The sequence below is a fragment of the Rhodoblastus sp. genome (genome assembly GCF_019449565.1).
Classification (GTDB): Bacteria; Pseudomonadota; Alphaproteobacteria; order Rhizobiales; family Beijerinckiaceae; genus Rhodoblastus.
Genome location: NZ_JAGRPM010000038.1, coordinates 230,013 through 249,666, shown reverse-complemented (window position 1 = coordinate 249,666; position 19,654 = coordinate 230,013). Strand labels below are relative to the sequence as shown.

At 65.4% G+C, this 19,654-nt stretch carries 17 protein-coding genes; 9 read left to right on the top strand and 8 right to left on the bottom strand.

What is annotated here, in order from left to right:
- Window positions 1-200: 200 nt before the first annotated feature.
- Window positions 201-2,030: a methylmalonyl-CoA mutase subunit beta gene (locus tag QZ409_RS09785; RefSeq protein ID WP_296710041.1), complete on the bottom strand. Its 1,830-nt coding sequence runs from the start codon at window positions 2,028-2,030 to the stop codon at window positions 201-203.
- A 172-nt stretch (window positions 2,031-2,202) separates the two neighbouring features.
- Here QZ409_RS09785 and QZ409_RS09780 point away from each other — a divergent pair, with 172 nt between their 5' ends.
- Window positions 2,203-2,763, top strand: coding sequence for a DUF1003 domain-containing protein (locus tag QZ409_RS09780; RefSeq protein WP_296710039.1), 561 nt, complete (start codon window positions 2,203-2,205; stop codon window positions 2,761-2,763).
- A 36-nt stretch (window positions 2,764-2,799) separates the two neighbouring features.
- Here the strand turns inward: QZ409_RS09780 and scpB are convergent, their stop codons facing one another.
- Both scpB and QZ409_RS09770 read right to left on the bottom strand, forming a co-directional pair.
- A complete protein-coding gene (scpB, locus tag QZ409_RS09775) occupies window positions 2,800-3,621 on the bottom strand; it encodes a methylmalonyl-CoA decarboxylase (RefSeq protein ID WP_296710038.1) in 822 nt (273 codons plus the stop codon).
- 25 nt (window positions 3,622-3,646) lie between these two features.
- The gene (locus QZ409_RS09770) at window positions 3,647-4,429 is read right to left on the bottom strand and encodes an LssY C-terminal domain-containing protein (RefSeq protein ID WP_296710035.1); all 783 of its coding nucleotides are present in this window, start codon (window positions 4,427-4,429) and stop codon (window positions 3,647-3,649) included.
- Window positions 4,430-4,665: 236 nt separating this feature from the next.
- Between QZ409_RS09770 and QZ409_RS09765 the strand changes: the two genes are divergently transcribed.
- Window positions 4,666-5,844 carry an alpha/beta hydrolase gene (locus QZ409_RS09765; protein ID WP_296710032.1) on the top strand — a complete coding sequence of 393 codons (1,179 nt, stop codon included), beginning with the start codon at window positions 4,666-4,668 and terminating at the stop codon, window positions 5,842-5,844.
- Window positions 5,845-5,870: 26 nt separating this feature from the next.
- Here the strand turns inward: QZ409_RS09765 and QZ409_RS09760 are convergent, their stop codons facing one another.
- The 4 genes from QZ409_RS09760 to QZ409_RS09745 form a co-directional block, all read right to left on the bottom strand.
- The gene (locus QZ409_RS09760) at window positions 5,871-7,355 is read right to left on the bottom strand and encodes a DUF87 domain-containing protein (protein WP_296710029.1); all 1,485 of its coding nucleotides are present in this window, start codon (window positions 7,353-7,355) and stop codon (window positions 5,871-5,873) included.
- Window positions 7,356-7,463: 108 nt separating this feature from the next.
- Window positions 7,464-8,789 (bottom strand): UDP-N-acetylglucosamine-peptide N-acetylglucosaminyltransferase, encoded by a 1,326-nt coding sequence (locus QZ409_RS09755; RefSeq protein ID WP_296710026.1) that lies wholly within the window; start codon window positions 8,787-8,789, stop codon window positions 7,464-7,466.
- Between the two features lie 169 nt (window positions 8,790-8,958).
- Complete coding sequence (locus QZ409_RS09750; RefSeq protein WP_296710024.1) at window positions 8,959-9,189, bottom strand: hypothetical protein; 231 nt, start codon at window positions 9,187-9,189, stop codon at window positions 8,959-8,961.
- Between the two features lie 249 nt (window positions 9,190-9,438).
- Window positions 9,439-10,947 (bottom strand): helicase HerA-like domain-containing protein, encoded by a 1,509-nt coding sequence (locus tag QZ409_RS09745; protein ID WP_296710020.1) that lies wholly within the window; start codon window positions 10,945-10,947, stop codon window positions 9,439-9,441.
- Between the two features lie 104 nt (window positions 10,948-11,051).
- Between QZ409_RS09745 and ccmI the strand changes: the two genes are divergently transcribed.
- From ccmI to QZ409_RS09715, 6 genes are all read left to right on the top strand, one after another.
- Window positions 11,052-12,185 carry a c-type cytochrome biogenesis protein CcmI gene (gene ccmI / locus QZ409_RS09740; RefSeq protein WP_296710017.1) on the top strand — a complete coding sequence of 378 codons (1,134 nt, stop codon included), beginning with the start codon at window positions 11,052-11,054 and terminating at the stop codon, window positions 12,183-12,185.
- Window positions 12,182-12,667 (top strand): cytochrome c maturation protein CcmE, encoded by a 486-nt coding sequence (ccmE, locus tag QZ409_RS09735; RefSeq protein ID WP_296710015.1) that lies wholly within the window; start codon window positions 12,182-12,184, stop codon window positions 12,665-12,667. The genes ccmI and ccmE overlap by 4 nt, the downstream gene beginning before the upstream one ends.
- Complete coding sequence (locus tag QZ409_RS09730; RefSeq protein WP_296710012.1) at window positions 12,664-14,646, top strand: heme lyase CcmF/NrfE family subunit; 1,983 nt, start codon at window positions 12,664-12,666, stop codon at window positions 14,644-14,646. Before ccmE ends, QZ409_RS09730 begins: the two co-directional genes overlap by 4 nt.
- Window positions 14,647-14,649: 3 nt before the next feature.
- Entirely contained in the window at window positions 14,650-15,123 is a 474-nt protein-coding gene (locus tag QZ409_RS09725) for a cytochrome c-type biogenesis protein (protein ID WP_296710009.1), read from the top strand.
- Between the two features lie 148 nt (window positions 15,124-15,271).
- Complete coding sequence (locus tag QZ409_RS09720; RefSeq protein ID WP_296710007.1) at window positions 15,272-16,825, top strand: Do family serine endopeptidase; 1,554 nt, start codon at window positions 15,272-15,274, stop codon at window positions 16,823-16,825.
- Window positions 16,826-16,968: 143 nt separating this feature from the next.
- Entirely contained in the window at window positions 16,969-17,655 is a 687-nt protein-coding gene (locus QZ409_RS09715; protein ID WP_296710237.1) for a response regulator transcription factor, read from the top strand.
- Between the two features lie 6 nt (window positions 17,656-17,661).
- Here the strand turns inward: QZ409_RS09715 and purD are convergent, their stop codons facing one another.
- Entirely contained in the window at window positions 17,662-18,927 is a 1,266-nt protein-coding gene (gene purD, locus QZ409_RS09710; protein ID WP_296710005.1) for a phosphoribosylamine--glycine ligase, read from the bottom strand.
- A 168-nt stretch (window positions 18,928-19,095) separates the two neighbouring features.
- Between purD and QZ409_RS09705 the strand changes: the two genes are divergently transcribed.
- Window positions 19,096-19,641: an ACT domain-containing protein gene (locus QZ409_RS09705; RefSeq protein WP_296710004.1), complete on the top strand. Its 546-nt coding sequence runs from the start codon at window positions 19,096-19,098 to the stop codon at window positions 19,639-19,641.
- Window positions 19,642-19,654: the final 13 nt, after the last annotated feature.

Genomic DNA, 19,654 nt, shown 5'->3' with positions numbered 1-19,654 from the left:
ACAGGCGGCCAGAGCGGCGGGCGATAGACCGGCAGTCGGGCTTTCGCAATCGCCGCTTGTTCCGAAGCGCGCCTCGCTGAAAGACGACGGCGGGCGCTTCGGGGCGTGAATGGAACCGGGTTTGGCTCGCATGCTTTGCGTTGATTGCAAAGCTTCAAATCAGGCTGGCGCCACGAAAATTTCGCGGCGCCACAAAAAAGTCACGCTGCCTTGAGCGCGTCGCGGAGCTGCGCGAGTATGTCGCTGCCGACGAAGACAAAATCGTGCGCTCCGGCCTCGCGCCATTGCGCTTCCTGCTCGCCAGGACGGCCCGCGACGAAAAGATGCGCGCCGGCGGCGGCGAGGGCCTTGGCGGCCTCGATGCCCTGTTCGGCATAGACCGTGTCGGAGGAGCAGAGCACGGCGAGTCTGGCGCCGCTGGCCTTGAAGCCCGCGACGAGCGCGCCGGCGTCGGCGAAACCGTCATTGCCGAGCGCCTCGACGCCGCCCGCCTCGAAGAAATTCTTGGCGAAAGTGGCGCGGGCGGTGAAGGCCGCCACCGGGCCGAGATTGGCGAGGAAGATCTTGGGGCGCGCGGAAGCGGCGTCGGCCTGATCGCGCAGGTCCTCGAAACTTTCGGCGATGCGGCGCGGCGCGAGGGTTTTGGGGTTGGCTTTTGCGTTCACGGCGGGCGCGACCGGGGCGGGCAGCAGTACGCTCACGGGCTTTTCGTGAATGTCGGGGAATTCGCTGGCTCCGGTCAGCGGCTCCTTGCGGCGGGCGACGTTTTTCGCGCGCTCGTCGGCGGTCTTGGCCACTTCGGCCTGGAAAGCCCCACTTTCCAATGCTTTGGCGAGGCCGCCGGCCTTTTCAATATCCTGGAACAGGGCGTAGGCGCGCTCGACCAGCGAATCGGTGAGCGCCTCGACGCCACCCGAGCCCGCCGCCGGATCGGCGACCTTGCCGAGGCTGGATTCCTCGAGCAGAACCAGCTGGGTGTTGCGGGCGATGCGGCGGGCGAAGGCGTCGGGCAGGCCGAGCGCCTGGGTGAAGGGCAGCACGGAGATCGAATCGGCGCCGCCGAGACCGGCCGAGAACACCGCCACGGTGGCGCGCAGCAGGTTCACCCAGGGGTCGCGCCGGGTCATCATGCGCCAGGCGGTTTCGCCATGGACGCGAATGGGCTTCGCCTCAAGGCCACAGGCCCGCTCGACGCTCGCCCACAGGCGGCGCAGGGCGCGGAATTTGGCCAGAGTGAGGAATTCGTCGGCGTCGGCGGCGAGACGGAAATCGATTAATTTCCGGGCGGCGTCGAGGCTGAGCCCGGCCGCCTCCAGCGCGCGTAACGCCGCCACGCCGCTGGCGAGGGCGAAGGCGAGTTCCTGCGCGGGCGAGCCGCCCGCGGCATGGACGACGCGGCCATCGGCGGCGATCAGGCCCTTGTCGAAGCCCTTGGCGATGAGAATCCTGGCCAGTTCAGCCAGTCTCGGGCCTTCTTCGTTCCAGTCCAGCGGAGCGCCCACTGCGGCGGCGGCGCCAATCGGATCGAGGCCGAAGGAAATATCGAGCGTTTTGGGATCGTAACCGCGCGCGGCGACGAGATCGAGCAGCGCCGCGACATGGAGGCCGGACTGGACGGGAAGATCGAGCACGATCCGCAGCCCGGCGTCGAGCTGGATGTCCTTGAGGGCCGGGGCGAGGGCGGCGGCGTCCTTGAGGCCGAAGCCATAGCCGCCGACCGCGCCGGCGAAGACGACCTGGAGGCCGTTGGCGCCATTTTCGAGATCGGTCAGCGCCAGCTCATTGGCGGCGGCGGAATCGGGATGATCGACGCGGGCGGTCACGGCCCAGTCGCCGCTGGCGCGGAAGGCGCGCGGCTTGTTGGCGGCGCGGGGATAGAGCGGCTGGATGTCGAAGCCGTCATAGGTCTTGCTGACGAGCTTCTGCACGGACGCGCCTTTCAGGGCGGCTTCCACCTTCTTGCGCCATTGCTCCTCGGTGGAGGGCGCGAAACTGTCGATGAAGGGCGAGGCTTGCTCTGACGCCGCCATGCGAAATTCTCCTGCTCTGTTTGTGTATCTTTTGCCACTTTGCGCGCTGCGGCGCCAGTTGTCCTTTGTCGAAGGAAAGGACGTCGCGCCCCCGTGTTCCGGCGCCGAAAAAGTCATAGGGTGCCGGATGCCTGACGGCGCGCCCTCCCGCACATCATCAGAGGAGATCGAAGTGAGCGATTCGCAACATCCGTCCGTGGGCCGGCATTGGCGGTTTCACATTCCACACCGGCATCTCAGCTCGGTTTTCGGCGACGACTGGTTCGCGCTGAAAGCCGAAGGCTTCGCGCGCTTTTTTGGCACGCCGACCTTCCTGATCGGGCAGACGCTCATCGTCGCCGTCTGGATCGGGATCAATCTTGCGGGCTGGACCCAGTTCGACATCTATCCCTTCATCCTGCTCAATCTCGCCTTCTCGCTTCAGGCCGCCTATGCCGCGCCCCTCATTCTGCTCGCGCAGACGCGTCAGGCGGATCGCGACAAGGCGCATAGCGAGGCTGACGCGATGCATCGCGAGGAGCTCTATCAATTGAGCGCCGAACGCCTCGGGGAGATGCATGGCCAAACCGGCCTGCTGGTGGAAATGCTCGGGCAAAACAACAAATTGACGGAGCAGGTCAGTTTGCTGATGGAGCAGAATATCGCCCTGACGCGCACGGTGCGCGAGCTGACGGAGCGCATCGAATCGCTCACGGTCGATCTGCGGGACCGATTATTGGCGTCGGGGCGCTAAGCTGAACGTCGCGGGCGGCGGTCAAGGCCAGACGGCTCAAAAACGCGCCGGGCGCTTTTCCAGAAAGGCGGCGATTCCCTCGCGGTAATCCGGGCCGAAATAGACCTTGCGGCGCAGGCCCTGCAAATATTCGTAAGTGTCTGGAGTGATTGGCGCCGCGGCGCTCAGCGCCCGCATGGCTTCTTTCAGGGTAGAGATGGCCGCTGGAGAGCGGCTGGCGATCTTTCGCGCCAAAGCCAAGGTTTCCGCCTCAAGCGCGTCGGGAGGCGCGAGATGGTTGATGAGGCCGATCTGCACCGCGCGTCTGGCGTCGATCGGATCGGCGGTGAAGAACATTTCCTTCACGACGGACAGGGGCAACTGGCTCATGAAATTGAGAATGCCGACGATATTGTAGGGCACGCCGATCTTGGCCGGGGTGATGGCGAAAGTGGCGGTTTCGTCGGCGACGACAAGGTCGCAAGCGAGAACCAGGTCGCAGGCGCCGCCCCAGACCGAGCCGTGGACCATGGCGACGACCGGGGCAGGAAAGGCCTTCACAGCGCGCAAAAGCTGTTCCAGTGGGTCGTCATAGGGCAGGGGGTCGATATCCGCCTTGGGCAATTCATCGACCGAATGGCCGGCCGACCAGACCTTTTCATTTAGCGCCGAGCGCAGAATGACAACGCGCGCCTGCTGGGCCATGAATGTCTCGAAAGCTGCCAGCACGGCTGCGATCAGGCTCTGACTGAGCGCGTTGCGCCTCGAATAATGGTCGAAGGCGATGATGCCGACATGGTCCTGGAAGGATGTCTGAATCGGCGGAGGCGTCGTCCCGGGGCCGCCTTCGGGCGTCGAATCGTCGGTTGCATGGGTCAAGGCCGCGTCTCCTGTCGGCGGAAAATCATTCCCGCTCCCCCAGCGCATGGACGATCGCGCTGCGAATATCGATGTGGGGCGGGTTGTTCGGCGGTTCGACTGGAACGCCGGGGGTCAGTTCGTCCTTGGGCGCCAGCACGCCGATCAGGACGTCGCCGTCGGTGAAATAGGGGTCGCCGCCGCCGTTCTTGCCGCGCAAGGTCGGACCAACGCCCGAAATCTGAAAAAAGGAGCGGATCGCGCCCGCCTTGCCGAGCGATTCGCCGACGAATGTGCGTTCGGCGTCGAGATCGGCGCCGATATGATGCGTCACCTGCAAGGTGAAATGGCTCAGCCCCACGCTCTTGTCATAGCTGGCGGAGCCGAGCCAGAGCGGGCGGTCGTGAAACATTTTGTCGCCCACGCGCCAAAGCCGGATGTGGTGGCGATGCGCCGCCGAAACGCCCGACGGCAGCTGAAAGGCGAGGTCCTCGACGTGTCCGGCGTAAAGCAGCGGACTGACCGGCGCCGATGGATCGGGGCGGTGGAAGGCGACGCTGCCGGCAATCTTGAGGCTGGAGCGCAGGGTCACCGAATCGGCCAGGATCCAGCCCGCCGCGTGAAAACCGGCTGAAACCTCCGCCTCGTCGCCGACAAGGCCGAAATTGATTGGATCGCCCGCGATCCCCTGCTTGGTGCGCGTCACCATTTCATAGCCGGCGAGCACGGATTGCCGTTCCGCGCGCCGCCAGATCGCGGGCAGGGCCAGATAGGCCAGCACGAGCCAGAACGCGAGTGTGACGGCGATGATCGTCAGCCACTCGTGCATATGTTTCCGTCCCCCGCGAAAGGCCGCATTCGCGCAATTGTGCAGATTCTTCCGCTTTAGGCGAGGGGCGCCACTCCGCGCTGTGCCGGATCATGTGCGGCGGGGTCCTATTGTCGCCGCCTTTATGTTGCATCTGCTCGCTGGATAAGGCGTGGGCGATTCATCTTTGATTAAGCCCCTGGGCGTTTTGTTGCGGCGCGGCGAAGCCTTCTGCGGCCCCCGACGAGGAAATGACAGTGCGAAAAATCTTGAACCATTGGCCGGCGCGCATCGCCGGTCCGGGCCTGTTTCTCTCTCTGGCCCTGATCCTGGCGCCGGGCGGCGCGGCCCGCGCCGGCGACGGCTTCAATCTTGGCGGAATATTCGGCGGCGGGTCCGACCAGACCGCCTATACAGCGGAAATATTCACTGTTTCGACGCGCAAGGGCGGAAATCATTCCACCGAGCTGACGCCCGGCGCGAAGGGGCGCTTCTCGCTCGATTACATTTCTGTCCCTCCGGACCACAAGCCCGGCGCGATGGAGCGTCCCGCTATCGGCGGGACCAATCCCGATCATCATTTCGCGGTGGCGTCGCGCAGCCAGCTCGACGAGGACGAGTTCACAGAGCAGTTGGCGTCTCATCTCTCCGGTCGCATCGGCGTCAACCGCGACGTGCTGGTCTATGTCCACGGCTTCAATACTTCGCTGGACGAGGCCCGCTTCCGCCTCGCGCAGATTGTCGTGGACACCAAATTCGGCGGCGTTCCGGTCCTGTTCACCTGGCCTTCCAAGGCCGCGCTGCTCGCCTATGGCGCGGACAAGGAAAGCGCCACCGCCTCGCGCGACGCCTATCTCAATCTGCTGAATGATCTCGCGGAAACCCCCGGGATCGGCCGCATCCACATTCTCGCCCATTCCATGGGCACATGGCTGACGATGGAGACGCTTCGCGGGGCGGCTCTTTCGGGCTCGGCCGATCTGCACGGCAAGCTGGGCAATGTCATGCTGGCGGCGCCGGATATCGATCTCTCGGTATTCAAGCAGCAGATCGCGCGGCTCGATCCGTCGCATTTCTCGGTCTATGTCTCCAAGGACGACCGCGCCTTGCAGGTCTCGGCCGGCCTTCAGGGCGACCGGCGTCTCGGCGCGCTCGATCCGACCTCGGATCGCGACCGTGATCTCATCGAGGGGCTCGGCGTCGGCGTCTATGACATTTCCGACTTGTCCTCCAACCTGATCGGCCATGACAATTACGCCAATGCGCCGCAGGTGGTGCGCCAGATCGGCGCCCGCGCCGCCGCGCCGCGCGCCGCCGATCAGGCGGTGATCGACGCCGGGGCAGACCGCACTCCGCGCCCGCCGCCGGGGCAGGTCACGACCGAATCCCTACCGCCTCTCGATGCGGCGTCGCCGGCCGCGCCGGGGAAAGAATAAGCCTTCGCCTGTCTTGAGGCTCGATTCTAGGAAACCGCCGCATCACATTTCGCGGCGGTTTCGATTCCGAGTTCGGGAAAGGCGATGATGCGCCTTTTCTGGAAATCGGCGCGGGCGACGATCGCTCCCGTTTTCTCCAGTTGATCGAGCATGCGCCGGGCGCGGCCGGGAGAATGGCTGCCGAAAAATTGCGCGATCTCGTCGTCGGACGGGCAGGTTTCGGCGGCGACCGCCGCGCGGCTCAACAGCAGAAACACTACCTGCAAATCATCGGGCAGGCGCTGGACCAACTCGATCGCGCGAGCCCAGGCGTCCTCATCGGCGTCGCCGGGAAAAGCCAGACGCGCGCGCATGATCGTCACGCGGCGGCGAAAGACCGCCAGATCCGGGGCGCCGGCGCCGAGCCGTCGAATGCGCCAGCGCACGAGAAAATCCTGATGCAAAGCGGCGGCGGGCTGAAAAGCGAAGCCCTTGTCGGCCAGCATCTGGCGCAGGATGCCGTCGATTTCGGCCTCGCGCTCGTCCTCCGTGAGATCGGGCGGCGGCGCGGCGACGAATTGAGGCGCGGCGGCCTGTTCGATCTGGGCGAAAATGGTCTGGGCGATTTCTGGCCGCGGCATGCGCGGGCGCGACGGCGGGGCTTCGGACTTCTCACCATCGCCCGCTGTGAAGATCAGACTTTGCCAGTCCTGGCCGTGATGCGCATTGGGCAGAGGCAGCAGCTTGGGCGCGCCGCCCCGGTCCGCCGTCGCCACCGGGCCGATCCGAATCGCCGCCGGCCGCCGAGCGATGGCGGGGCCGAGGCCAATGAAGGCGCCGCGTTCAAGGTCGCGGAAGGCCTCGGCCTGCCGGCGCTCCATGCCGAGAAGATCGGCGGCGCGGGCCATGTCGATATCGAGAAAGGTCCGTCCCATCAGGAAGTTGGAGGCCTCGGCGGCGACGTTCTTGGCCAGTTTCGCCAGGCGCTGGGTCGCGATCACGCCCGCGAGCCCGCGCTTGCGGCCCCGGCACATCAGATTGGTCATGGCGACGAGGCTCATGCGCCGCGCCTCATCCGAGGCGTCGGCCGCCGCGGCGGGGGCGAAGAGCTGCGCCTCGTCCACCACCACCAGCGCCGGATACCAGAAGTCGCGCTCGGCTTCGAACAGGGCGTTGAGGAATTGCGCGGCGCAGCGCAATTGCCCATCCACTTCAAGCCCTTCGAGATTGAGCACGACGGAGACGCGATGGCGCCGGACGCGCGCGGCGATGGCAGTCAGGTCACGCTCGCATTCGGCGGCGTCGACCGTCAGATGGCCATAATGCTCGACCAGCGAAACGAAATCGCCCTCGGGGTCGATGACGATCTGTTGCACGAGCCGCGCGCTCTGCTCCAGCAGGCGGCGCAGCAGATGCGATTTTCCCGACCCTGAATTGCCTTGAACCAGCAAGCGCGTGGCGAGCAGTTCCTCAAGGTCGATGACAGCCGGGGCTCCCGCGCCTGTCAAGCCAATGTCGATGCCAGTTCCCATCCGCTTCCCACAGCCGCGCGTCTTTGCGGCATTGGCCTAGGTAGCACCCCACCGGCGAACAATCGATCCTTGCCGCCGCCATTCACAGCTTTTTGGCGTGTCAGCCGATTATCTGATCGCGGCGCTGGGAAGTCCGTCGCGATAGCGTCCCCACATGGCGCTAAAAAGCCGTTCCAGATGGCGGGTATAGGCCGATACGTCGAAGAGAGCCGCGTCCTGCTGGTTGTCTGCGAGTTTCTGGCGCAGAGCGGCGAGCCGTTGCGGATCTGCGGCGAGCGCGGAGGCCAGCGCGAAATAATCGGCCTCGTCCTCGACGATCAGCTCCGGCAGGCCCACCGCGCGCAAAAGGCTTCCGGCGACACGGGAGGGAAAGGTCGCGCCGGGCCGCGTGACCATTGGCACGCCGACCCATAGGGCGTCGCTCGCCGTCGTATGGGCGCCATAAGGGGCGGTGTCGAGCACGAGATCCGCCAGTTGCAGGCGGGCGAGATGCTCGATTTGCGGGGCGTCCGGCGCGAAAACGAGCCGGTGCGCGGCGATTCCCCGCTGCATGGCCTCGTTGCGGAGGTTGCCCTCGGCCTCGTTCGCGGCGAGCAACCAGAGGATGCTGCCGGGCAAAGCGTCGAGCAGCCGGCACCAGACGTCGAACACGTCCGGCGTGAACTTATAGGCCTGGTTGAAGCAACAGAACACAAAGCCTGATTCGGGCAGGCCTGCGGCCGCGCGGCTTGGAGCGGCGTTGACGGCCAGCCCGCGCCCGCGCGGCTGGAACGAATCCGGCATTTCGGCGAAACATTCCGAATAATCCTCGGCGCTCGCGGCGGGCGTCACGAAGGAATCCGTGATGATATAGTCGCAGAGCTCAGGGCCGAGCGTGCCGGGATAGCCTAGATAATTGACCTGTATCGGCGCTGGATGGAGCGCGAGGATCGACGTCCGCGATTTTTGCGTAAAGCCCTTGAGGTCGATCAGAATATCGACGCTGTCCTCATGAATCACTTGGGCGGCGGCGGAATCGGAGAGTGCGCCGATATCGACGAAGCGATCGACGGCCCGGACGATGCGGGCGCGCATTTCGCCGTCGTCGGCGCCGCCATAGGAATAGGCATATACCTCGAACAGCGCGCGGTCGTGGGCTTCCAGCGTCTCGATGAGCAGCAGCGCCGTGGCGTGTTCCTGAAAGTCGTTGGAGAGATAGCCAAGCCTGATTTTTGGACGCGCGGATCGCGAGAATTGGAAAGCGAGCCGGGCGCGCTCGTCGACAGCGCCCGCCCGGCGCTTGCGCATCCAGGCCTCGGAAAACAGCTTTTGCTCGCCCGCGGTCACCCCCGGCTCCGACAGGAGCAGAAAGGGCGAGATTGGCTCGGCGGTGGCGTCGGCGAGATAGGCGCGCGCAAGACCTTCGCGCGCGGGAAATTCATCCCATTCGCACATGCGCCGCGTTCGGGAAAAGGATCGCATGGCGCCTTTCTGACGGGTCGGCCGTCGCCAGGGCCCGAAGCCGATGAATGTCAGCTTTCGCGCAATGGGCTTGTGCGCCGAGCAAGTTCCGAGCCAGCGGCGTGCTACGCGCTGGCCGTTGGCTTAGACCCTGCGATCCTGATCACATCACGTTGGGTCGAAGGTCGGAATAACAAAAATCGCCAGTCGCCCGATAGAACCAGTATCCGGCGCCCGCGAACCTGCCCATGATTTCCGCGCCCGTCGCGGGACGGCATTCCTGGACGACCCAGGCTGGCACTCCCTCGCCCGAGGTAGCCCTCCTGGGTTTCGCGGCGTTATCGCCGGCATAGGCGCTCGTATGTGTCGTGGAGAGCGCGATCGCAAGCAGCATTGCATAAGCCTTGCGCCTGCTTTTGGGAGGATATGTGAAGACATATCGCGGCATGGTGAAGCGTAACATCGCCATTTCCTGAATATTGCGGGAGACTTCAGCTCAAGCTGGTCAGAAAAGCCTCCGCTATCGCCATTCAGTTGACGAATTCGGACAAGAAAAGTTGCAACTTGGCTTTAACTTTATTCGCCCATCGGGCGCCAGTCGGTGCGCGCAGCGGCGAAAATGCGCCAGCCCGATCCTCCCGCCTCACTTCATCCCGCCGGTAACCCCGCGCACAATTTCCTTGGCGATGGCCGAGCCGACGCTGCGCGCGGCGGAAGTCGCGGCCGAGCGGATCGCCGATTGCGCGATGGACGGGCGCTTGCCGCTGGACCGGAACAGGTTCTGTAGGCCGGCGCCGATCTGCGACAGCAACCCGCCTTCCTCCTCATTGGATCCCACTGGCGCCCCGGACGTGCGCCCCTGCGCACGCGCCTGAAGGATCTCGAAGGCCGATTCACGGTCGATCGCCACATCATATTTGCCCTTGAACGGGCTTGAGGCCTGGACCTCCGCCAGTTCGGCGTCGGTGATCGGGCCGACGCGCGAGGCAGGCGGCGCGATCTTGGCCCGCGTGACCATGGCGGGCGTGCCGGAGGCTTCCAGCATCGAGAGCAGCGCCTCGCCGACATTGAGCTTGGTGATGACGTCGGCCGTGTCGAGTTTCGGATTCTGGCGAAAGGTCTGCGCTGCGGTCTTTACCGCCTTCTGGTCGCGCGGGGTGAAGGCGCGCAAGGCGTGCTGCACGCGATTGCCGAGCTGGCCCAGCACCGTTTCCGGCACGTCGAGCGGGCTTTGCGTGACGAAATAGACGCCGACGCCCTTGCTTCGGATTAGTCGCACCACCTGCTCGATGGCGCGCAACAGCGCCTTGGGCGCGTCGTCGAACAGGAAATGCGCCTCGTCGAAGAAGAAGACCAGCTTCGGCTTGTCGAGGTCGCCGACCTCCGGCAATTTGGCGAAAAGCTCGGACAGCAGCCAGAACAGGAAGGTTGCGTAGAGATTCGGGCTTTGGACCAGCTTTTCAGCCTTCAGAACATGGATGAAGCCGCGTCCGTCTATGTCCGGCTTCAGCAGGTCCAGGATATCGAGCGCCGGTTCGCCGAAGAATTTATCGGCGCCCTGGTTCTCCAGCACCAGCAATTGCCGCTGGATCGCGCCGATCGAGGCCGCAGACACATTGCCATAGCGCTGCTGCAGGTCGGCGGCGTTTTCCGAAAGAAAGGTGAGGATCGCGCGCAGGTCCTTGAGGTCGAGCAGGGCGAGGCCTTGTTCGTCGGAAACGCGGAAGGCGATGTTGAGCACGCCTTCCTGCACCTCGTTGAGCTGGAGGATGCGGGAGAGCAGCAACGGCCCCATTTCCGCGAGAGTGGCGCGGACGGGATGGCCCTTTTCACCGAAAATGTCCCAAAACACGCAGCGGAACTGGTCCGGCTCATATTTGACGCCGATTTCCTGTGCGCGGGCGACAAAGGGCTTGGCGCCGTCGCCGGGCATGGCGATTCCGGAGAGGTCGCCCTTGATGTCGGCGGCGAAGACGCAGGTTCCGGCGGCGCAGAAGCCCTCGGCCAGCTTTTGCAGGGTGACGGTCTTGCCCGTTCCGGTGGCCCCGGCGACCAGCCCATGCCGGTTGCCGAAGCGCAGGGTCAGGTAGTCGTAATCCTCTGCCTTGCCGACGAGAATCTTGCCGGGGACGTTGTTCGGATCATTGGCCATAAGGGAGAATCGCTCCTGCGCTATTCGACCAGAGGTTAGCCTTCATTTTCTCTGCGACAATGGCGCCCTTTCATTGCGTGCGGGAAAAAGTTAAAGCAGCGGGCATGATCTGGCTCTTTTTTGCGCTTCTCACGGGCGTCGCCGTCCTCAGCATCCTGTGGCCTCTGTCGCGTCCGGCGCCGAAACGCGGCGAGGACGCCGCCGATGTCGCGTTTTATCGCGCGCAGATCGCCGAGATCGACGCGGAGCTTTCGCGCGGCGGCATCGAACAGGATCAGGCCGAGTCGGCCAAGGCTCAGGCCGCGCGGCGGCTTCTTTCCGTTGCGCCCGACGAGGTCGCGGTCGCGGACTCGCCCAGGGCGAGAAAAATTGCGGCTGCGCTGGCCCTGGTCGCGGCGCCCGCCATCGCGCTGGGCATCTATGCCAGGATTGGCCATCCCGCGCTGCCTGACCTGCCTTTGGAGGCGCGGATGAGTTCGCCGCCGGCGCAGCAGGATTTCGCCGCAGTCGTCGCCAAGATGGAGGCGCATCTGGCCGCGCATCCCGAAGACGGCCGCGCTCTGGAGCTGATGGCGCCGGTCTATCTGCGCCTCGGCCGCTATGGCGAAGCCGTCAAGGCGCGCGCGCAGGCGCTGAAAATCTTGGGCGAGACTCCGGACCGGCTGGTGAAATATGCCGAGGCGCTGTCCTACGCCAATGACGGCATGGTGTCGCCGGAGGCCGTCGATCAGCTGGAGCGCGCGCTGTCGCAAGACCCGAAGAATTTGCAGGCGCGCTATTTCCTTGGCCTCGCCGCGGCCCAACATGAGGACAAGGCGAAGGCGCGCGAAGTCTGGACGGCGCTGCTTGCCGATTTGCCCGAGGGATCCCGCGCCCGGATCGACGTCATTGAAAAGCTCGCCATGCTCGCCGCGCCGCTTGACGGCGGCGCGGCTCCGCAGCAGGGGGCGGGGCAGGGCGCCGCTCCTTCGCCGGACGCCGCAGCCGCGGTCGCGGCCCAGCCGGCCGACGAACAGCAGAAGACCATTCACGCCATGGTCGATCGCCTGGCCCAGCGGCTTTCCTCGCAGGGTGGCGGCGCGGACGAATGGATGCGCCTCATTCGCGCCTATAAGGTGTTGAATGAACCAGATCGGGCGAAAAACGCGTATGATCAGGCGTGCAAGGCGCTGCCGGACGCGGAATCGCAACAGAAACTCGCGGCGCTGGCAAAGGAATTGGGGCTGAACGGCACATGACCCGCAAGCAGAAAAGATTGGCCTTGATCGGCTCCGCCCTTGGCGTGCTCGGCCTCGCGGTCGGGCTGATGCTGTTCGCGCTGCGCGACAATGTGGTTTTCTTTTATGGCCCGACGGAAATGGCGGAAAAGCATGTCGGCCCCGGCCAGCGCCTGCGCATCGGCGGGCTGGTCAAGACCGGCAGCCTCGTCCATCTGGAAGGCAAAAGCGTCACGTTCGCCGTCTCGGACGGCAATGCCGAAGTGCCGGTCGCCTATACCGGCCTGTTGCCCGATCTGTTCCGCGAGGGGCAGGGCGTAGTCGCCGAAGGCGCACTCGACAAGGGCGGCGTGTTCCGGGCCGATTCCATCCTCGCCAAGCATGACGAGCGCTATATGCCGCGCGAAGTGGCGGACGCATTGAAAAAGCAGGGCGTCTGGGCGGGCGGCGCCGAAAACCCGGCCGCCACTCAAGTCGCCAAGCCGGCGGGAGCAACCCAATGATCGTCGAACTCGGCCATTACGCGCTGGTGCTCGCTTTCGCCTTGTCGATCATGCAGACCGTGCTGCCATTCTGGGGCGCGCGCGCTCATGAGGCCCGGCTGATGGCCGTGGCGCGTCCCGTCGCGCTGACGCAATTCGCCTTCGTCGCGCTGTCCTATGCGGCGCTGACCTATGCCCATGTGGCCTCGGATTTCTCGCTGGCCAATGTGGTGGAGAACTCGCATTCGACCAAGCCGCTGATCTACAAGATCTCCGGCGTGTGGGGGAATCACGAGGGCTCCATGATGCTGTGGGTCCTCATTCTCACCTTGAGCGGCGCCGCCATGGCCGCCTTTTCGCGCGCCATTCCGCCGCGCCTGCTCGCCGACGCGCTCTCCGTGCAGGGGCTGCTCTGCGCCGCCTTCCTGTTGTTCATCCTGTTGACGTCCAACCCGTTCGCGCGGCTGTCGCCGGCGCCGATCGAGGGCGCCGACCTCAACCCGATCCTGCAGGACCCCGGCCTCGCCATCCATCCGCCGCTGCTCTATCTCGGCTATGTCGGCTTCTCGATTGTGTTTTCGCTGGCGGCGGCGGCGCTGATCGGCGGCCGCATCGACGCCGCCTTCGCGCGCTTCATCCGGCCCTGGACGCTGGCGGCCTGGTGCTTCCTCACGCTCGGCATCGCCATGGGCTCCTATTGGGCCTATTACACGCTCGGCTGGGGCGGCTTCTGGTTCTGGGACCCGGTCGAAAACGCTTCGCTGCTGCCCTGGCTCGCCGGCACGGCCTTGCTGCATTCGGCGGCCGTGATGGAAAAGCGCGAGGCGCTCAAGATCTGGACCATCTTCCTCGCCATCCTCGCCTTTTCGCTGTCCTTGCTCGGCACCTTCCTGGTGCGCTCCGGCGTGCTGACCTCGGTCCACGCCTTCGCCAGCGATCCGCAACGCGGCCTGTTCATCCTCGGCATTCTCGTGCTGTTCATCGGCGGCGCGCTGTTCCTGTTCATGACGCGCGCCTCGTCGCTCAAGCAGGGCGGGCTGTTCGCGCCGATCTCGCGCGAAGGCGCGCTGGTGCTGAACAATCTGCTTCTCACCGCGTCCTGCGCGGCGGTCTTCGTCGGCACGCTTTATCCGCTCGCCCTTGAAGCGATCAACGGCGACAAGATTTCTGTCGGCGCGCCCTTCTTCAACCTGACATTCGGGCCGCTCGTCGCGCCGGTCCTGCTGCTGGCGCCGCTCGGCCAATTGCTGTCCTGGAAGCGCGGCGACCTGCTCGGGGCGGCGCATAGGCTGTTTTTCGCCGCTGTCTGCGGTCTCGCCGCCATGCTGATCTTCGCGGCGATCAATGGCGCGCCAGTGGTGGCCTTCATTGGCGCGGGTGTCGCCATCTATCTGATCGTCGGCGCCTTTACCGAGATTTTCGGCCGCATCTTCCCGTCGGGTCTGGGCTCGTCGAAAAACGCCTTCTACCGCGCCAAGGGCCTGCCGCTTTCGGCCTGGGGAACGGCCTTCGCCCATGCGGGGCTCGGGGTCACCTTGCTCGGGCTCGCCGCGACCGGCTGGGGCGTCGAGAAGATCGTGGCGATGAAACAGGGCCAGACCTATGACGTCGGCCCCTATCAGCTTGAAGTCATCGGCCTGACCTCGCAGCAGGGGCCGAATTACAAGGAAACGCTCGCGCATATGAGCGTGCGCCGCGACGGCCAGATCGTGGCGCTGATCCAGCCGGCCAAGCGCTTCTTCACAACGCGGCGGATGGCGACGACGCAGGCCGGCATCGTCACGCTGAATTTCGGCCAGATCTATGTCAGCATCGCGGACCAGAACGAGAGTGGGTCGCTCGACGCACGGCTTTACTGGAAGCCGCTGGTGTCGCTGATCTGGGTTGGCGCCCTGGTCATGGCCTTTGGCGGCGGCTTGAGCCTGAGCGACCGGCGCCTAAGGGTCGGCGTCGCCCGCCGCGCGGCTAAAATACCCGCTGGCGCGCAAGGCGCGAGCTGAGCCATGAAAGCAAGACTTTTCGCCTTTTGCGCTCTTCTCTCGCTGTCGGCGCCCGCCTTCGCGGTGCAGCCGGATGAAATCCTGCCCGACGCCAAGCTGGAGCAGCGCGCGCGAACCATTTCTGCCGATCTGCGCTGCCTCGTCTGCCAGAACCAGTCGATCGACGATTCCGACGCCTCGCTGGCCAAGGACCTGCGTCTGCTCGTGCGCGAGCGCCTCAAGGCAGGCGACAGCGATCCGCAGGTGAAGGACTTCCTGGTCGCGCGCTACGGGAATTTTATCCTGCTCAAGCCGCCGTTCGAATGGGACACGCTGCTGTTGTGGCTGTCGCCCTTCGCGATCTTGGGGCTGGGCGCCGCCGCCATGTTCGCTGCGCGCCGCAAGGGCGAAGACAAGCCCGCCGCGCCGCTGTCGGAAGAGGAAAGCGCCCGGCTGAAGAGCCTGCTTGGCCAATCGCCAGACGAAGGGCAAGCCTGACGCTGACCCGCCTTTCGACGCGTTCCGTCAGCTTACCAAAAATTCATCTCACCGAAACAGCCGCGTAAGACGGCGGCCTCCATATTCCCTCCCGAACAGCGGCGCGAATCGCCGCCGGCTTTTCGGAAAACGGTCTATGGAGCCCCCCATGCTGAATTGGTCTGCGTCTTCCTCCCGCCGCGAGCTGCCCCTGCGCGCCCCGCGCCGCCCCCTGCGTGTCGCGATGCTGGGCGCCGTCGGCGCCGCCGCGCTCATCGGCTCGGCCGCGAGCGTCGCCATGTTGCCCGCCCATGCCGAAGCGCCGGCCAATCAGGGTCTCGCCCCCGTCGGTCCGCCCTCCTTCGCTGACATGGTTGATCGCGTGAAGGGCGCCGTCGTCGCGGTCAAAGTCAATGTCGTCGAGAAGGCTGAAGCCGGCGGCCCGGATCAGGGCGCCGAAGGCCTGCCCCCCGGCATGCCCCCGGTTTCGCCCGACGATCCGCTCTACCGCTTCTTCAAGCGTTTCGGCGGCCCGAATGGCGTGCCCATGCCGCAGAAGCCGCACAAGGGCCAGGCGCTCGGCTCGGGCTTCATCATTTCCGCCGACGGCTATGTTGTGACCAATAATCACGTCGTCGAAAACGCGACCGAGGTCACGCTGACGATCGAGGGCGGCAAGACCGTTCCCGCCAAGCTGATCGGCGCGGACAAGAAGACCGATCTCGCCTTGCTCAAGATCACCGAGCCGGGGACCTATCCCTATGTGCAGTTCGCGGACGGCATGCCGCGCGTCGGCGACTGGGTCATCGCGGTCGGCAACCCCTTCGGCCTCGGCGGCACCGTCACAGCGGGCATCGTTTCCGCGCGCGGCCGCGATATCGGCTCCGGCCCTTATGACGATTATCTGCAGATCGACGCGGCGGTGAACCGTGGCAATTCGGGCGGCCCGACCTTCAACGCCAGGGGCGACGTGGTCGGTGTCAATACCGCGATCTATTCGCCTTCGGGCGGCAGCGTCGGCATCGGCTTCGCCATTCCCGCCGAAGTCGCTCGCGACGTCGTCGCGGCGCTCAAGGACAAGGGCTCGGTGACGCGCGGCTATATCGGCGTGCAGATCCAGCCGATCACGCCGGAAATCGCCGACAGCCTTGGCCTGAAGTCGTCGAGCGGGGCGCTGGTGGCGCAGGCCCAGCCCAACACTCCGGCCGCCGCCGCGGGCATCGTCTCGGGCGACGTCGTGACCAGCGTCAACGGGACCAAGATCGAGAACCCGCATGAGCTGTCGCGCAAAATCGCGGCGCTCGGCCCCGACGCCACGGCCAATCTGACGATCATCCGCAATGGCGCCGAAAAGGCCATCAGCGTGAAGCTCGGCAAGCTGCCGGAGGAGAAGGAAGCCAAGGCCGACGTTGTCCAGCCGGAAAAGGCCGCCAAGACCGCGCTCGCCAATTTCGGCTTCTCCCTGTCGCCGTCTTCGGACGTGCCCGGGGCGGGCAAGGAAGGCGCGGTCGTGACCGATCTCGATCCCGACGGCCCCGCCGCCCAGAAGGGTCTGCGTCCCGGCGACGTGATCCTCGACGCCGCCGGCAAGCCGGTCACCGGGCCGCAGGATGTGGTGAAGGCGCTCGACACCGCCAAGAAGGAAGGCCGCCGCGCCGTCCTGCTGCGCGTGCGGACCGGCGACAACACGCATTTCCTGGCGCTGTCCTCCGATCCGTCGTGAGGTCAGGCGGGTCCAGACGGCTCTAAGCAATTGCCCCAATGGAAGCGGCGCCTGCGTTTTTAGGCGCCCGCTCCCCTAGGCAGGCCGGGAAGCCCCCTCCCGGCCTGCCGACTTTTTTGCAGGAATCGATTATCATGCCCGACATGCGCATCCTGATCATCGAAGACGATCCCCAGGCCTCCGCCTATCTGGTCAAGGCCTTTCGCGAAGCCGGGCATAACGCTGATTCCGCCGCCGACGGCCTGACGGGCTATGGCAAGGCGGAAGCGGGCGATTATGACGTGCTGATTGTCGACCGCATGTTGCCCAAGCTCGATGGCCTGTCGTTGATCGGCGGGCTGCGGCAGCAGAAAATTGAAACGCCGGTCCTGATCCTGTCGGCGCTCGGCCAGGTCGACGATCGCGTCAAGGGCCTGCGCGCCGGCGGCGACGATTACCTGTCAAAACCCTATTCCTTCGCCGAGCTGCTGGCGCGGGTCGAAGTTCTGGCGCGGCGGCGCGGCGGCGGCGCCAATGAGGAGACGAGCTATCGCGTGGCCGATCTCGAACTGGACCGGCTCAAGCACAAGGTGTTTCGCGCCGGCAAGGAGATCGTGCTTCAGCCGCGCGAGTTTCGCCTGCTCGAATATCTGATGCGCCACGCCGGGCAGGTGGTGACGCGCACCATGCTGCTGGAGAACATCTGGGACTATCACTTCGATCCCCAGACCAATGTGATCGACGTTCATATTTCCCGCCTGCGCGGCAAGATCGACAAGGGCCACGAGGTGCAATTGCTGCAGACCGTGCGCGGCGCCGGCTATACATTGCGGGAAAGCGCGGTCGCCTGAGCCGCGTCAGCTCCCAACCGCGCGCCAGCCAATGTCGCGGCGGCAAAAACCTTCCGGAAAGTCGATGGCGTCCACGCCGCGATAGGCCAGAGACTTGGCCTCGGCGACGCTGTCGGCCAGGCCGATGACGTTCAGCACGCGGCCGCCATTGGCGACCAGTTGGCCGCCCTCCAACTTCGTCCCGGCATGGGTCACGCTCACGCCCGGAATTTTTTCGGCCTGTTCGACGCCGGCGATCTTGCCGCCCTTGCGCGGCGCGGCCGGATAGCCCTGCGCCGCCAGCACCACGGTCAGGGCGGTCTTGGGCGACAGGCGAACCTGCTGCGGCAGGCGCCCTTCCGCGCAGGCGAGCAGCAGCCCGAGCAGGTCGTCCTCCAGCCGCGCCATCATCACCTGACATTCCGGATCGCCGAAGCGGGTGTTGAATTCGATCAGCTTCGGACCGTCCTTGCCGATCATCAGCCCGGCGAACAGCACGCCCTTGAAGGGGCAGCCCTCGGCCTTCATCGCCGCGACGGTCGGCACGATGATCTCGCGCATTACCTGCGCGACGATCGCATCCGTCACCACGGGGGCGGGGGAATAGGCGCCCATGCCGCCGGTATTTGGCCCGGTGTCGCCGTCGCCGACGCGCTTGTGGTCCTGCGCCGAAGCGAAGGCCAAAGCCTTTTCGCCGTCGCTGAGCGCGAAGAAAGAGGCCTCCTCGCCGTCGAGAAATTCCTCTATCACCACTTCCGCGCCCGCTGCGCCGAAAGCCCCGGCGAAGAGGGCATTCACCGCATCTTCCGCCTCGGCCAAAGTCATGGCGACGACAACGCCCTTGCCGGCGGCGAGGCCATCGGCCTTGACCACGATGGGCGCGCCTTTCGCGCGCACATAGGCCAGCGCGGGTTCGGGCGCCGTGAAGCGCTCGTACGCGCCGGTCGGGATGTTATATTTGGCGCAGAGGTCCTTGGTGAAGCCCTTGGAGCCTTCCAGCCGTGCGGCGGCCTTGCTCGGCCCGAACGACTTGATCCCCGCCGCGTCCAGCGCATCGACCAGCCCATCGACCAAAGGCTGTTCCGGGCCGATCACCACAAAGCCGATGTTCTGGACCCGGCAGAAGGCGATCACGGCGTCGAAATCCGCGACGTCGAGGACGACATTCTGCGCGATGGGCGCCGTGCCGGGATTGCCGGGCGCGACGAACAGCTTTGTCAGCAGCGGGCTTTTGGCGAGCGCGACGGCGAGCGCATGTTCGCGTCCGCCCGAGCCGATGAGAAGAACATTCATGAAGGGCCTCTTTCGCCGTCTGTTTAGGCGAGGCGGGGCGAGGTTTCAACTTTCCCGGCGACATGCCGCCGGACGCCGCCGGCGGCGGTCGGAGGACAAAGGTCGACCCAAGGGCGACTATGAGCGGCGCCGCGCTTCGACTATTCTCATGCAAAAGAGGACGCGCCCATGCAGATACATCTTGTTCTGACCGTCATAGGCCGCGACCGGCCGGGCCTGGTGAGCGCGGTTTCCGAGACCATCGCCGCAGGCGGCGGCAATTGGCTCGACACGCGCATGGCGAGCCTTTCCGGCCAATTCGCCGGAATGCTTTTGGTCGCCATCGCGCCCGATAAAGCTGACGCGCTCGTGGCGTCGCTGCGTCAGTTGGAAGGGCAGGGGCTGCGCTTCGTCATTGAGAGGAGCGAGGAGCAGACGCCGGTCGCAGGCCGCTCTCTACGACTCGAACTCGTCGGTCTCGACAGGCCCGGCATCATTCGAGACATATCGCACGTCCTGGCCGGCCAAAACGTCAACATCGCCGAACTCGAAAGCGAACGTGTGAGCGGGTCGTTCTCGGGCGAAGCCATGTTCAAGGCTAAAGCCCGGCTGACGCTGCCCGACGGGCTCCCTCTCGAAGACCTCCGCCAGTCCCTTGAAGCGATCGCCCACGAGCTCATGGTTGACCTCTCGCTCGAGGGCGCCAGTCCCGCCCCGTCGCTGTTGAACGGCTAGGTTTCAACGGGAT

What these genes read in the sequence shown, in the direction of transcription:
- purD (WP_296710005.1), bottom strand. Translation starts at nt 18,927, where the DNA reads ATGAATGTTCTTCTCATCGGCTCGGGCGGACGCGAACATGCGCTCGCC.
- QZ409_RS09705 (WP_296710004.1), top strand. Translation starts at nt 19,096, where the DNA reads ATGCAGATACATCTTGTTCTGACCGTCATAGGCCGCGACCGGCCGGGC.
- QZ409_RS09755 (WP_296710026.1), bottom strand. Translation starts at nt 8,789, where the DNA reads ATGTGCGAATGGGATGAATTTCCCGCGCGCGAAGGTCTTGCGCGCGCC.
- QZ409_RS09785 (WP_296710041.1), bottom strand. Translation starts at nt 2,030, where the DNA reads ATGGCGGCGTCAGAGCAAGCCTCGCCCTTCATCGACAGTTTCGCGCCC.
- QZ409_RS09745 (WP_296710020.1), bottom strand. Translation starts at nt 10,947, where the DNA reads ATGGCCAATGATCCGAACAACGTCCCCGGCAAGATTCTCGTCGGCAAG.
- QZ409_RS09770 (WP_296710035.1), bottom strand. Translation starts at nt 4,429, where the DNA reads ATGCACGAGTGGCTGACGATCATCGCCGTCACACTCGCGTTCTGGCTC.
- ccmE (WP_296710015.1), top strand. Translation starts at nt 12,182, where the DNA reads ATGACCCGCAAGCAGAAAAGATTGGCCTTGATCGGCTCCGCCCTTGGC.
- QZ409_RS09715 (WP_296710237.1), top strand. Translation starts at nt 16,969, where the DNA reads ATGCGCATCCTGATCATCGAAGACGATCCCCAGGCCTCCGCCTATCTG.
- QZ409_RS09720 (WP_296710007.1), top strand. Translation starts at nt 15,272, where the DNA reads ATGCTGAATTGGTCTGCGTCTTCCTCCCGCCGCGAGCTGCCCCTGCGC.
- QZ409_RS09730 (WP_296710012.1), top strand. Translation starts at nt 12,664, where the DNA reads ATGATCGTCGAACTCGGCCATTACGCGCTGGTGCTCGCTTTCGCCTTG.
- QZ409_RS09750 (WP_296710024.1), bottom strand. Translation starts at nt 9,189, where the DNA reads ATGCTGCTTGCGATCGCGCTCTCCACGACACATACGAGCGCCTATGCC.
- QZ409_RS09725 (WP_296710009.1), top strand. Translation starts at nt 14,650, where the DNA reads ATGAAAGCAAGACTTTTCGCCTTTTGCGCTCTTCTCTCGCTGTCGGCG.
- QZ409_RS09760 (WP_296710029.1), bottom strand. Translation starts at nt 7,355, where the DNA reads ATGGGAACTGGCATCGACATTGGCTTGACAGGCGCGGGAGCCCCGGCT.
- ccmI (WP_296710017.1), top strand. Translation starts at nt 11,052, where the DNA reads ATGATCTGGCTCTTTTTTGCGCTTCTCACGGGCGTCGCCGTCCTCAGC.